Origin of the sequence: Emergencia timonensis, assembly GCF_900086585.1 — a bacterium.
Taxonomy (GTDB): Bacteria; Bacillota; Clostridia; order Peptostreptococcales; family Anaerovoracaceae; genus Senimuribacter; species Senimuribacter timonensis.
Map to the genome: position 1 here is coordinate 257,904 of NZ_FLKM01000008.1, position 13,841 is coordinate 271,744.

The 13,841-nt window shown below is 45.4% G+C and carries 13 protein-coding genes; 5 read left to right on the forward strand and 8 right to left on the reverse strand.

Annotation, left to right across the window (positions count from 1 at the left end; genetic code table 11):
* Positions 1-285 precede the first annotated feature (285 nt).
* The 6 genes from oraE to BN6539_RS02510 form a co-directional block, all read right to left on the reverse strand.
* Positions 286-2,502 (reverse strand): D-ornithine 4,5-aminomutase subunit OraE, encoded by a 2,217-nt coding sequence (gene oraE, locus BN6539_RS02485; RefSeq protein WP_067533406.1) that lies wholly within the window; start codon positions 2,500-2,502, stop codon positions 286-288.
* 2 nt (positions 2,503-2,504) lie between these two features.
* Positions 2,505-2,867, reverse strand: a complete 363-nt coding sequence (locus BN6539_RS02490) for an ornithine aminomutase subunit alpha (protein ID WP_067533409.1) — start codon at positions 2,865-2,867, stop codon at positions 2,505-2,507.
* 30 nt (positions 2,868-2,897) lie between these two features.
* Positions 2,898-4,304 (reverse strand): 2-amino-4-oxopentanoate thiolase subunit OrtB, encoded by a 1,407-nt coding sequence (ortB, locus tag BN6539_RS02495; RefSeq protein ID WP_067533412.1) that lies wholly within the window; start codon positions 4,302-4,304, stop codon positions 2,898-2,900.
* Positions 4,304-4,603 (reverse strand): 2-amino-4-oxopentanoate thiolase subunit OrtA, encoded by a 300-nt coding sequence (ortA, locus tag BN6539_RS02500; protein WP_067533415.1) that lies wholly within the window; start codon positions 4,601-4,603, stop codon positions 4,304-4,306. Before ortA ends, ortB begins: the two co-directional genes overlap by 1 nt.
* Before the next feature lie 89 nt (positions 4,604-4,692).
* On the reverse strand, positions 4,693-5,751 hold the full coding sequence (gene ord / locus BN6539_RS02505) for a 2,4-diaminopentanoate dehydrogenase (RefSeq protein WP_067533418.1): 1,059 nt from the start codon (positions 5,749-5,751) through the stop codon (positions 4,693-4,695).
* Between the two features lie 290 nt (positions 5,752-6,041).
* Positions 6,042-7,433 carry a sigma-54 interaction domain-containing protein gene (locus tag BN6539_RS02510; RefSeq protein WP_067533421.1) on the reverse strand — a complete coding sequence of 464 codons (1,392 nt, stop codon included), beginning with the start codon at positions 7,431-7,433 and terminating at the stop codon, positions 6,042-6,044.
* A 171-nt stretch (positions 7,434-7,604) separates the two neighbouring features.
* Here BN6539_RS02510 and BN6539_RS02515 point away from each other — a divergent pair, with 171 nt between their 5' ends.
* From BN6539_RS02515 to BN6539_RS02530, 4 genes are all read left to right on the forward strand, one after another.
* A complete protein-coding gene (locus tag BN6539_RS02515) occupies positions 7,605-7,931 on the forward strand; it encodes an ArsR/SmtB family transcription factor (RefSeq protein WP_067533424.1) in 327 nt (108 codons plus the stop codon).
* A 34-nt stretch (positions 7,932-7,965) separates the two neighbouring features.
* The gene (locus BN6539_RS02520; protein WP_067533427.1) at positions 7,966-9,306 is read left to right on the forward strand and encodes a TrkH family potassium uptake protein; all 1,341 of its coding nucleotides are present in this window, start codon (positions 7,966-7,968) and stop codon (positions 9,304-9,306) included.
* A gap of 21 nt (positions 9,307-9,327) precedes the next feature.
* Positions 9,328-9,981 (forward strand): potassium channel family protein, encoded by a 654-nt coding sequence (locus tag BN6539_RS02525; protein ID WP_067533430.1) that lies wholly within the window; start codon positions 9,328-9,330, stop codon positions 9,979-9,981.
* 159 nt (positions 9,982-10,140) lie between these two features.
* Positions 10,141-11,166: a YeiH family protein gene (locus BN6539_RS02530; RefSeq protein WP_067533434.1), complete on the forward strand. Its 1,026-nt coding sequence runs from the start codon at positions 10,141-10,143 to the stop codon at positions 11,164-11,166.
* 113 nt (positions 11,167-11,279) lie between these two features.
* On the opposite strand, the gene BN6539_RS02535 is transcribed toward BN6539_RS02530, so the two are convergent.
* Both BN6539_RS02535 and BN6539_RS02540 read right to left on the reverse strand, forming a co-directional pair.
* Positions 11,280-12,071, reverse strand: a complete 792-nt coding sequence (locus BN6539_RS02535; RefSeq protein WP_067533437.1) for a nitrilase-related carbon-nitrogen hydrolase — start codon at positions 12,069-12,071, stop codon at positions 11,280-11,282.
* An 18-nt stretch (positions 12,072-12,089) separates the two neighbouring features.
* Positions 12,090-12,773: a cyclic nucleotide-binding domain-containing protein gene (locus BN6539_RS02540; RefSeq protein WP_067533440.1), complete on the reverse strand. Its 684-nt coding sequence runs from the start codon at positions 12,771-12,773 to the stop codon at positions 12,090-12,092.
* Positions 12,774-12,897: 124 nt separating this feature from the next.
* Between BN6539_RS02540 and BN6539_RS02545 the strand changes: the two genes are divergently transcribed.
* Entirely contained in the window at positions 12,898-13,836 is a 939-nt protein-coding gene (locus BN6539_RS02545; RefSeq protein ID WP_067533443.1) for a carbohydrate kinase family protein, read from the forward strand.
* Positions 13,837-13,841: the final 5 nt, after the last annotated feature.

The following is a 13,841-nucleotide window of genomic DNA, read 5'->3' on the forward strand; positions in this document are numbered from 1 at the left end:
AGGTTCCCTTCGGTGCCTGCTACGCAGGCTGAACACCCTCCTGAAGACGGCGAGGGGAATCCCCTCTGCACACCCCCTTTTTAATATAATAGTAAATCGATATTTTCTATTATATTAAAAAGGGGCGGGCTTACTGCCCGCCCCAATTAGGCTTTTATGTTTTCTATGAAGTGATTGCTCGCTTCTGCCTAGTAAAAACGACGACTCCAGGCAAAAAGTCTGCAAAGCACTGTGGCGCAAATTACGCGAGCACCCATTGTATAAGCGCAAAAGACAAGCTTAAGCTTACTCTTCGCCGCGACGTCTCTTAGCCTCTTCACAGAGGAAAGTAGCTACGTCGATACCGTGGGAGTCTCTTCCAAATCCAGCGTCGATACCAGTCTTAACAGCGTCTTCAGGGATTACCTGCGTTCCGCCAGCACAGATGATAACCTTATCTCTGATACCTTTTTCTACTGCCAGATCGTTGATTCTCTTCATGTTCTTATAGTGGATGTTGTCGTGAGAGATGATCGTTGAAGCGAGGATTGCATCAGCGTTCAATTCTACAGCAGCGTCAACCAGCTTTTCTACTGGAACAGAAGTGCCGAGGTAATTAACCTTGATACCCCATTTTTCAATTCCGCCGTGCTTGATGTTGATGATCTCACGAAGTCCTACGGAGTGTTCGTCTTCGCCGACAGTTCCGCAAACGACTACCATGTCATGATTCTGGAATTCATCATACAGAGTCTTGTCGTCCAGGTGATGTGGTTCAGGTGGAATCTCCAGGTTGGAAGGATCTACGTCGAAGGTCAGTTTGCCCTTCATTTCGATTCTAGTTCCTTCTGCTTCCTGCATCACTTCTTTGCTTGTTACTACAGGCTCTTCCAGTCCTAACTTCTTACCGATTTCAACAGCGGCAGCTTCCGCAGTTCTTGCATTAGCCGGGATCATCATGGTAATCATGATGGTTCCGTCTGCACACCATTCCATTTCTGGCTTGATTGCTTCGCCGTCCAGGTATTTCTTAACTTTTTCAAGTCTTGTAGCTACATTGTCTTCATCATCCAGTTCGTCGATGAATACGATCTTGCTTCTGTCTTCGAAAGTACATCCGCCGATCAGAGCTGCCGGATCCGCAGGATCTCCGCCGTACTGCTCTACGTTGTTATATCCAAAGTGAGCTGTTACAGGAGCCATGTAGTCTTCTTCTCTCTCAAAGATGTATCCATAGCCGATACCGCCTTCTGGATTTCTAGCGATACCGTCGCCGTTTCTTTCCGGATATTTAGCGGAGTCAACGAAGAATCCTTCTTTGACAGCCTGGAAGTATCCGCCGACTTCGATGATTTCTTCCATGAACAGGCAAGCTCTCTCTTTGATGTCTCTGGCGTTTTCTCTCAGAGGACCATCTTTCTTCAGCTCGATCATTTCCATCAGACCGTCCATACCGATGAGAGCCTGTTTTGCATTGTCGCAGGCTTCCATGTTATAGATGTGCCAAGGAACGTTTCTTCCTTCGTCTGGTGTGATTGTGGACTGGATGTCAGCGCTGGTCAGTTTGGAGATGAACATGTTCATTACATGTGTAACGGTAGCTTCTCTTACTGATGAGCAGATATATTTTGTGTTCTGCTGTGCTCTCATCTTATATCTTCCGCAGATATCTCTCAGAGCTACTGCGTAAGGCAGATCCAGGTACATGCAAGGTGCCGGAGTAGCTGAAGGAGGTACTGTTGATAATGCGATGTTTTCTGGCTTGATGCCGACTTTTTCTGAGAACAAGGAGTTGATAGCATGCTGAACGATCAGTTCAGGCATTACCTTCCATGCTTCTCTTGCAGTTGCGTTAGCGTTATGTGCGCCGTCAATCTGCAGAATGTCAGCCCATGCTAAGATCTTCTTTGATTCGCAGGCGTCTACGAAAGATCTTACGCAGTTGATGTCTCTGTAAAGTACGTTGTACTGAGGGTCCTGGTGGGCGCCGTTGATGCCTTCTTCAGCAAACATAACAGCAACGTCAGGTCCTGCAACGCCAGAAACGTAGGAATGATAATTGATTGGACGGCCAACTTCATCTTCGATGATGTCCAGAGCTTTTCTCTGTGCTCTGACCTGTTTTCTAGTTACAGGAATACCGCCGATACCCTGTGGAGTACCTTCCATCAGTCCGTCGATATGGGACTGTCCCATATGTCTGATAACCATGATATGGTCAGCGCCGTGCCATGCTGCCATTCTCATTCTTCTGATATCGTCTTCAAATCTGCCGGAAGCGATTTCAGTGGTGATGACTGGAAGCGGCTGCGGGTCGATGTTCTCAAAGAACTTTGCAGGCGGCAGGCCAACACTGTTCTTCAGAGGTTCTGAAACATCATGGAACTCGAAAGGTCCCATCTTTAGATTTGGTGCAGGTTTTCTCCAAACCCATCCTTTTCTTCTCGGTTCATACTTGTCGAGGTCTTTCAAGATGTTACGAACATCCAATTTTTCATTTGGTTTTAAAATCATGTCTGCCATCTTTATTTACCTCCTTTGAACATTGCAGTTACTTCATCCCAGCATTCGCCTTTAGCCAGCAATTCACTTGCTTCTCTGATGGAGATGTTCTTCTCTTTTGATAATTTGTATACGACATGGCCAGTTCCGTGACCCATGAGTCCTCTGTCCATGCAGCCTTCTACGATTTTCTGTGTATCTAATGAGGATACGCCCATTCTCAGCAATACTGCTCTTTCTACGGAAGGAGTTGTGTTCTTTCTTCCGAGGTCAAGAAGCGGTTCAACAACCTGTTCTGTCAGTTCCCAGAATCTGTTGTAAAGTTCTTCGTCAGAAAGATTAGCAATATGCTTTCTTCTTTCTTGGAAATCGTCTGCTCTTTTCATTCTTTTTCTCCTTTATATCCTTTATGCGTATTAAAGTCCTAAAGTTTTCTTTACGAAATCTGCATTTGTCTTTGTTTCTTCAGCTAAGAACTGGATATCGGAATCGCTTGGGTTCGTGATGCCAGCTCTCTTGCAAGCCTTGTTAATCAAAGATCTTCTGAAGCGGTCGATATCAGCATCTTCGCACTTGATGAAGCTTGGGTCCTTAGGGAATACGATGTTTTCACCTGGTTTGTCTTCCTTCTGTGGATCACCGAATTTGAACTCGATTCCGTTCTCTCTTGCGAAGGAAAGCTGTGGCTGAATGTGCTTGCCAGCTCCTGTGTATTCCGTTTCACTGATTACGAGAACTGCATCTTCAGGAAGTTCCTGTGCCAGTGAGAATGCTGCTGCAAGTGCTGTATTTCCTGCAGGTCCTCTTTCGATACCTTCCAGGTTAGCCAGCGCTTCTGTCATGTACATAACTTCACCCTGTTTTACTGTAACGTAACGGTCCATGTAACGAAGCGGTCTTGCTGCTGAACGAGGAACGTCTGAGTGGTCAGGATCAGTTGCGTAAGGAACACCGAATCCAGTGTGTCCTGTTGTGCAGGATTTCTTGTTGAACTGTTCGTCAGAAGCCATATGTAATCCAGTCAGGTCGATAGAAGCAGAAACCATCTGTGTATCAACACAGCCTGCTTTCAGAAGTCCACGAGCTGTACCAGTCATCATACCGCCGCCAGCGTTTGTGCAGACAACCATATCCGGATCTTTGCCGACGATTTCACGGCACTGCATTGCGATTTCATATCCCAGTGTTTCAACACCTGCGATACCGAATGGTGAGTAAAGGGAAGCGTTGAAGTATCCTGTGTCTTCCAAAACGGAGAGGAAGGAGTAGAATAATTCAGGTCCTACAGTCAGCTGCAGAACTTCTGCACCGTAAGCTTCGCATTTTCTTGCCTTTTCAACGATTTCCGGCTGTCCAACTCCCTTGGAGTCGTAGCATTCCTGTACGATGATGCATTCCAGTCCCTGCATTGCTGCCTGGGATGCAACTGCTGCACCATAGTTGCCGGAAGTTGCAGCCATAACGCCTTTGTATCCTAACTTCTTCGCATGAGCAACTGCACAGGCAGCTCTTCTAGCCTTGAAGCTTCCAGAAGCGTTTGCAGCTTCGTCCTTTGCAAAAATTCTCGCACCATATCCCGGCTTTGCATACTTTCTGGAAAGTGCGGATAAATTTCTCAGCTCGATCAGCGGTGTGTTACCTACTGCTGTTCTGGACTGAATCTTTGCAACCTCTTCCAAAGTGTAACCAGTGGATTTCATCAGTGCTTCGTAATCGAATGCGATGGTACCGGATTCAAACTCGTTGTAGTCCAGTCCCAGTGCCTTTTTCATGATATCATTTGATCTCGCCATTACGGAATCGTAATCTTTTGCTAATGCCATTATTTGTCACCTCCAAACATAATCTCTCTCAGCTGCTTGTCGATCTCGATGATCTCAGGGACAAATTTGCCATAGCTATGAGTATAATAAGGACCAACTTCGATCAGAGTTCCTTTTTCAGTACGGTTCGCTGCAGTTACTACAGTTACTTCATCTCCGATTTCTGCATCTTCCTGCAGAGTGCCTTTGGTCCACATTTCTAAGTCACATTTCTGTGTATCTTCAGGGATTTTAGCAGTTCTTTCTGCAGCCTTTAAAACTACAGAGTGAATGCGCACCCAATCGCCTTTTTTTGCCATTTCTACCTCCAAATTTTATGGTTAGATTAGCAGGGCACCCCCAGCCTAAACCAAGCGTGCCCTGTTATCTTCTTAAAATACGTTCGTTATTATTTTACGATTTTCTTGTCTGGGCAGATTCTGTCTCTTACGTCACCCATTAAAGCTCTTGGAATAGGAAGAGTAATCATAGTGTGAAGTCCTGGTTCTGCGTTGATAACCTGCGGAATCATGTTTGCACACATAGCGATTGTTCCCAATCCGCCTTCAACCTCTGGGCTGTTAACCATGTTAACTGCTGGAGTTCCTTCGATGATGACATAGTCTCCAGTCTGAACGCCAACCTGCTCTGGTTCGATCTGCTGTGGATGCTCCATACGGATTTCCATACCATTGCAAAGTTTAGCGTCTGCAGTCATGGAAACGCCTGCGCATGATCCTGCAGCAGCAAATCCATAAGGGGATTTTCTGTCAACATCTGTTGCAATCGGATTCATATCCTGGGAGAAATCTTCAACGCAAAGGCCAAGACCTTCAGCCATCATGCCTACGGATTCAGCAAATCCAACGTGTCCAGCCATAGATCCGTCAGCTTTTCTCTTCATGAATTCATCAACGCTGATGCCGATTCCCTGTTCTTCCATTACAGCTGGTCCGAACGGTGACAGTGAGTTAACTCTTCTTGAAAGGATGTGTTTCACGTCTGTCATGCATCCTGTCATAACTAATACTAACAGATCCATGATGTGTCCTGGGTTGATACCAGTTCCAAGGCAAGATACGCCGTTTGCTTTTGCAATCTTGTCTAATTCTTCAGCCAGATCCGGGTTCTGTGCAGCAGGGTAAGCCATCTCTTCAGCAGAAGTGATTACGTTGATACCCTGTTCCATGATGAACTTCAGTCTAGGGAATGCGTTCTTTGTGAAGGAGTCTGTGCAAAGGATAACGATGTCAGCAGCACCTGGTTTGATTACATCTTCAGCAGCCTGAATTAAAACGTCTTCTCTGTCGCCTTTTTCAGTCTTTATGTAGTCATACATGGAAGTGCCAATTTTCTTGCCTCTTCCAGCAACGCCGACAATGTCAACACCTTTCTTAGTCAGAAGCATGTCTGCAACTCCGCCGCCCATTGCGCCAAGTCCCCAAATAATTACTTTTACATTTTCCATAAGTTTTCTCTCCTTTTTACATAAAAATTAATAAACATTAACCATTAGTTTTAAATTCTGCGTGGCTTTCACGCGATGCTCATATATAAAGCAACTTCCATGCCAACGCTTTTCCTGTATACAACATACTTAAATTCCCAGTTTTTAATAGAAAAACGCTAACTTTTAGTCCATTTTTTGGTAAAATTCACTAGATAACCAAAAAGTAATCACATAACTTTTTAGAATGCAAATTCTGGCATGGCTTAAACGCAAAATTATTTGCATTTTATGTGCCAAAATATTTGCATTTAATCTTTAATTCCGTACTTTTTTAGCTTATGCTGCAGCGTTTGCCTCTTTATCTTGAGAACTTCTGCAGTTTTAGAAATATTCCCCCCCTCTGTAATCATGACTTCACGAATGATTTCCTTTTCTAAGTTGGCCAAATACTGGTCCAGAGGTCCTTTCCTGTCCCATTTTTCAACGTCTGCACCAATGGCTTTTACCTGCATTGGCATCTGCAGTAATTTCTCCGTCAATACGTGTTCTGTATCTGCCATTGCGACAGACTGCATGATGACATTTTCCAATTCCCTGACATTTCCAGGGTAATCATACTCGCAGAGCCTGTCCATCGCTCCCTCAGACACCATCCAAACTTCTTTTCCAAACCGTTCATTGTGTTTTTCCAAAAGCTTCTCTGTTAGAAGCGGAATATCGTCCAGTCTGCTCCGTAAAGGTGGAATTGCAATGCTTACAACGTTTAAGCGATAATAGAGGTCCTTCCGCAGCTTTCCTTCGTCAATCAATTTTTCCGGAAATTCATTCACTGTACCGATGATTCTCACATCGATGGGAATATCCGTTGTACCGCCTACACGCCGGATATAATCCTCCTGCAGCACGCGAAGAAGCTTACTTTGCAGCTCATAAGGCATGGCGCTAATCTCATCCAGTAAGAGAGTACCTCCGTTTGCCTGTTCAAACAGGCCTGCACGATCTACCGCGCCAGTAAAGCCCCCCTTTGATGTCCCGAACAATATACCTTCCAGTAATGATTCCGGCAGAGCTGCGCAGTTCTGCGCGAGAAAAGGCTTGTTCTGCCTTCTGCTGGCGTAATGAATGCTCTGTGCAAACAGCTCTTTTCCAGTTCCCGTCTCACCATAAATGAAGACGGAAGCGTCGTTGTCAGCGGCCCGCTTTGCTCGCTCCAAAACGGAGACAAACTGGGGGTTGTTACCTATTATATTATCAAAGGTGTACTGTCTGATTTTCGGCTTTACTTTATGAGGTTCTATTTTCTTTTCCTGCAGTTTTAAAATCGTGTCGCTCATAGACCGGATATTTGTGATGTCCTTTGCTACCTCCACTGCCGCAATAGTCCTGCCGCCCTCTACAACAGGTACAGTACTGTTAATTGTGGTAATTTCTTTACCGTACAAGTTCTTATAGGACTGCTGCTTGTTCTTGGTAGCGACGTTTTTTTTGAGCGCCTGATACATGGTGCTTTCAGCTAATTTTACGCCTGGAAAGGCCTTGTGAAACTCTTTCCCTACTACGTCTTCTATGTTGATCTGCTCCATATCCGCCATGGCCCCGTTATAAAACATACCGATACCATCTTGGTCCACTACATATACACCTGCGTCGATTAGTTTGATCAATTCTTCAATGATTTTCTTATATCCTTCTGCATCCAATTGCTTGTACCTCCTGATGGTTCTGCACCAAGTCTTTGTTTGTATACCAAATTCTATTTTACACTATTTCTTCGTTATATGCAAATTTTTTTGCATCTACATTTTCATTGAAAAAATGACAAATTTATTGTATATTGGTATTTGACTATTTATTGTAATGGGAGGAATACTATGAGAATAAGAAAAGATCAAGAATTATTCGAAGAAAAAGACATAGAATTGATTGCAAGAGTTTCTGATGCCCTGGCCCACCCTGTCCGCTTGAAACTCTTCAGATATATTATGCAATGTAATAAGTCAATGGAAACAGTATGTAACAAAGATTTAGTAGCCAACTTCGATTATGCCCAGGCCACCATTTCTCAGCACGTCAAAAAACTTGTCGACGCGGGTCTGATCGAGGTGAAAAAGCAGGACAAATTTTCTTACTATTACGCAAATTTAGGAGTTTTGATGCAATATATTGACATTACAAAAAAATATTCTATAATAGGGTGAATACAACAATTCATACAGAAATTCGGAGGTACTTATGTCAAGACACATAAGATTATTTCCGGTTCAAATTCTGGCAATCGGTTTCGGCCTGATTATCTTAATCGGAAGCTTCATGCTCTCTTCGCCCCTGTGCAATAAGAGCGGAGAAAGCATTCCCTTTATCAACGGCTTGTTTACATCGACGTCGGCCACATGTGTAACCGGACTGGCAGTTTATGACACGTATACACAGTTCAACTTTTTAGGACAATTCATAATCATACTGCTCATACAAATTGGCGGCCTTGGATTTATGGGTATGGCGATGACCTTTTCCTTCCTGATTGGAAGCAAGATCACCATATTTCAGCGTTCCCTTTTGATGGAATCCATAGGCACACTCCATATTGGAGGCGTAGTAAAAACCATAAGGAGAATGCTCTTTGGTACTTTATTTTTTGAAGGACTGGGAGCATTAATTATTTCCTTCAAATTCATTCCCAAGGTGGGATTTTGGCAAGGGTTATGGTACGGCATCTTTCATTCCGTATCCTCTTTCTGCAACGCCGGGTTTGATTTACTTGGAAGATTTGATCCCGGAAGTTCTCTGACACGTTTTTCAGATGATCCGGTTCTGCTCATCACCGTCATGACACTGATTGCCACTGGCGGCATTGGCTTCATCGTCTGGGGTGACATTGTGGATCACAAATTTCACTTTAGGAAATACGCCCTTCACTCCAAGATCATGTTGTGCTTTACCTTCTTGATGATTTTGCTGGGCGCTGTGGCCTTCTATTTTATAGAAGGGCCTAACTCCTTTGGACAGATGCCAACGGATGAAAAGATTCTCAATTCATTCTTCGCATCTGTTTCACCGAGAACGGCAGGCTTTGCTTCTGTGGATTACGCAGATATGTCTACTGCCGGCAGATTTTTGACCATGTTTTTGATGTTTGTGGGAGCCGGTCCCGGATCTACAGGCGGTGGTATCAAACTGACCACCTTTGCGACATTGTTGCTTTCCATGTACTCTTATGCAAAGCATTATCAGGATTTGAGCATCTTTCGGCGCAGACTGCCTGCTGAAGCGCAGCGAAAAGCGTTCTCCAGCATTGCCTCTTACGTCATGGCAGTCTTGTTATGCACGTTCTGCCTGTTAGTTGCAAATCCGGCGATTACCGCGGAAAGCTGTCTCTTTGAGTCGTTGTCAGCCATGGGAACGGTGGGGCTGACGATGGGAATTACCTCTGATTTGGGCACCTTTTCAAAGCTTTGCCTCATCATTCTGATGTATTGCGGCAGACTTGGCAGTATCGCAGTCGCTATGGCTATCGCCAGAAGAAAGATTATACCGAAGATCAGTTATCCGGAAGAGAAGATCACAATCGGTTAATGATATAAAGGAGAGAATAAAATGCGTTCCATATTAATTATCGGCCTTGGACGTTTCGGCCGCCATCTGGCAACGAGCCTGGCAGATTTAGGCAATGAACTGATGGTTATCGATAAAAACGAAGCGGTAGTAAACAAAATAGCGCCTTATGTGACGTCAGCCCAAATCGGCGATTGTACAGATGAAATAGTACTCAAGGACTTAGGTGTTGCCAACTTTGATCTATGTTTCGTCTGCATCAGCAACGACCTGGAATCGTCATTGGTCATCACCATGACCTTAAAGGAATTAGGCGCTCACAAGGTGGTAACAAAGGTCAATCAAGATCTTCACGCTAAGTTTCTTTTACAGAATGGGGCCGACGACGTCATCTATCCAGAACGGGATATGGCGATTAGAACGGCTATGAAGTACAGCGCTCAAAATGCCTTTGACTATATTGAGCTGAGCAAGCATTATGGTATCTTTGAGATAGCCGCCCCAAAATCTTGGATTGGCCGTTCGCTGACTGAGATCAATGTAAGAAAAAAATACCACGTTAATGTCATCGCCTATAAGTGCCGCGATCAAATCATGCCCCTTGACAAAGAGGAGTATTACTTTTCGGAGGATCAGCACTTAATTGTAGCGGGAGACAAGAAAAATTTTCACGAGCTGATAGCAAAAAAATTGTAATGCCAAAGATAAATAAGGATAGCCATGGTAGTGACAATCACATGGCTATTTTTATTATAATAAAACTTTATTGATTTATCATTTTTTATAATTTTACATTATCATATTGTTGTTTTATAATGCTCTTACGATCAATTTTAGAAAGGAACAAAACACAATATGAATTTACTACGAAAGAACGGACCAGGCATTTCACTTTGCCTCGCCATCGCTGTGCCTTCATGGTTTCTAGGCGATGTGTTTCCAATCATCGGCGGCGCCGTCATCGCCATTCTCGCCGGCATGCTTGCCGCCTTATTTTTTAAGGATAAGGCCTCATACGAGCCAGGCATCAAAATCGTATCAAAAAAAGTTCTGCAATGGGCAGTCATTTTATTAGGCTTCGGGATGGACCTCAATATTGTTCTCCAAACGGGAAAACAATCTCTGCCGATTATCATATGCACGATATCAATTTCGCTGCTTATCGCTTATATTCTTCATAAGGCGATGAAGATTCCCACAAAAACCTCTGCCTTGATCGGCGTCGGTTCCTCCATCTGCGGCGGATCTGCTATCGCAGCGACAGCTCCCGTCATTGAAGCCGACGAAGAGGAGGTGGCCCAGGCGATTTCAGTCATCTTCTTTTTTAATGTCCTGGCTGCCCTGCTCTTTCCCACTTTTGGAAAGCTAGTCGGCTTCGACACCGGATCAGGTGAAGCCTTCGGCATCTTTGCCGGAACTGCTGTCAATGACACTTCGTCCGTCACAGCCACTGCTGCGACCTGGGACAGTATGTGGAACCTGGGGTCAGCTACCTTAGACAAAGCCGTAACTGTAAAGCTGACCAGAACGCTGGCCATCATTCCCATTACCCTGCTGCTAGGCTACCTGCGTGCGAGGAATGAGGAGAGTGAAAACAAAATAGATTTTAAACAGATTTTCCCATTCTTTATTTTGTTTTTTATCGGTGCGTCGATTATCACTACTGTCGCCATTCACTTTGGCGTTCCAGCCGCCTTCTTTACACCAATCAAAGAATTGAGCAAGTTTTTCATCGTGCTGGCTATGGCTGCAATCGGTTTGAATACTAACATCGTCAAGCTGGTTAAAAACGGCGGTAAACCCATTACCATGGGGGCCTGCTGCTGGGCTGGCATCACAATCGTCAGCCTCGGTCTGCAAAATTTTCTTGGACTCGTGTAAGATAAAGTTTTCATTATCTTTGTCAATAGAACATACCTTGCAAAGCGTCGCTCCTTGCTGGCGACATGAGTGCAGAGGCGCGACGCGACCTCATGCACTCTTTTTTTGCAATATCACTTTAAGTCGTATACCTGCGGCACACGATTCTCGTAGACGGCCAGCTCTCTTCTGATTTCAGATTGATAGGACTTATCGATGTACGAAAAGATCACATCCTCTTTATCTGATGCCTGTGCCAGCGGCAAACCGCAGGGATCTATAATCTGACTTCTGCCGAAACAATATTTGTTGTACTGGTTGGCAGCTGCCACGTAAAGCTGATGGTTCAGCGCTGCCCCTCTGACCAGAAGATCCCATTGATCCTGCCGCGGTCTATAAAACATGGCTGGAATCGCCAGCAGGTCGATGTCTTTCAAGGCCAAGGTCCTCAGATACTCACAAAACCGCACCTCATAACAGATTGCCACGCCCACCTTGCAGCAGTCAAACTGGAAAATGCCAAAATCTCTTCCGGCGGTCAGATAGTCGGATTCCTTTCGATCCGGAACATCGAACAGATGGACTTTGTCATACGTCCCTACCAAATTTCCCTGTCTGTCTATGGCGAGGCAGGTGTTGTAGAGCCTGCCCTCCTTCCTCTGCGGAAAGGTCCCTGTTACGATGTTGACTCCGTGTTCCCGAGCACAATGGGAAAAGGTTTGGCAGAAAGAACCCTCGAGAGGTTCGCCAACTGTATCCCTGTTTTTATATGTTGGGCTTTCGTAGAAAAACTCCGGCAGACAGATGAGATCTGCCTGGCCGTACTGCCGAATTCCCCTTTCAATGAGATCAATTGCCCGTCTCAGATTATCTTCTTTATCCGGCGTCCATCCAACCTGGACAGACATCACTCTGACCATACTCATTTTACATCTCCTCTGTTCCTACTCTATTTGCATCAGTGATACTTTTTCCGCTAAGGCTTTGTAGTTGCTGACCCGCATCCGGCCGCGTTCTCTATCAATCCAGCCGGCCTCGTCAAAGTGTTTGATGACGCGGGACAGATGGCGGTAACTGGTTCCCAGATACTGGGCGAGATCTGTCAAAGACACTCTGACCCAATTTCCTCTGCCCACTTCCCCCTCCTTTTCAAGGAGATAGGCCGCCATTCTGTTTTCCAACGGATAAGTCTGTGTCGCCACAAGCTTGCTCACACTGCGGAGCATTTTTTCTGCAATCAGCTTGCTCAGATTTCGCAGGAACACTGCATCAGAAAGAATCAAACTGCCGTGCTCTTGAAAAGACAATGCCAGGCAGACGGACGGTTCTACAGCCTGGATGGATTGAGACTGGGTGCGGATACCGAGAAATTCCAGTTCTCCCAGGATGTCTCCTGCCTCGTAATATTGAGCGAGAGAAACATTGCCGTCCTGATGAATCATATACAGTTTCACCTTCCCTTTTACCAGAAAATACAGCCGTTCAGGAGGCATCAATTCTTCACAGATGTATTCCCCTTTTTCAAAGACATGTACTTCCAGAAACTCTTCTATCGGCGCGGAAAACAACTGTTGAATGGGATATTTCGCAATATACTGCCGTCTCACCATCTCATCGTTGATCTTCATCTCTTTTGCCCCTTCCTATCTTTCTGTTCTCATTATGCCATATGTCCTATTTTTTCGCAATCCTCTTTGCTATACTAAGGACAAGAAAGGCGCCCCATCGGCCGCCTGTACAGGAGGATTTTATATGAACGCAAAACCTTACGTCGTCGGCGTGGGCGCTGTCAATGTGGATGTCATGGGACGGAGCAAAAGGTCTCTGGTATCCGAGGACTCCAATCCGGGACAGATCAAAATTTCCATCGGCGGCGCAACCCATAACGCCAGCGAAAATGCATGCCGCCTGGGTCTTCCAGTCAATTTCATCACCGCGACGGGAGATGATTATTTTGGCACGCTGATTCGCACGGCCTGCGAAAGTGCGGGTCTGTCTACAGAACATTTCTTTGCTTTTCCCGGACAGATCAGCTCCACCTATATGTCGATTCACGAGCCAGATGGTGAGATGAATATCGCAGTATCGGACATGAATGTACTGCAAAGTCTTTCGCCGGCTCATCTGAAGCAAAAAGGTGAATTGCTGGAAAATGCGGCAGCGATCACCTTTGATACTGGTCTTCCTCAAGAGACCATCAACTATCTCCTTCAGACATACTGCAGCAAAACGGCCGTCTTTGCTGATCCTGTATCCACCACCTATGCCGAAAAACTGGTCGGCCGCCTTGAAGGCATCCATACGCTGAAGCCCAACCTGCTGGAAGCGGAAGTGTTGTCAGGTGTGAAGATTCGCACCTTCGGCGACCTGCAGGAGGCTGCAGACCGCATCATCGACTGTGGAGTCAGACGTGTCTTTATCAGTCTGGGCAAAAACGGGGTCTATTACCGGGATCATTCAGGTACAGCAAAACATCGTCAGCCACGGCCTTTGGATCAGATTGCCAACGCAACAGGCGCTGGCGATGCTTTCCTGGGAGGACTTCTCTATGCCTACTTGCACGATCTCAATATCGATGAGACCCTGACGGCCGCTATGACCGTTTCGACGCTGGCCATACTCAGTGAGCAGACCATCAATCCACAGATGTCTGAATCACTGCTAAAAGAGACTATTTTACAAAATATATAAAGAGA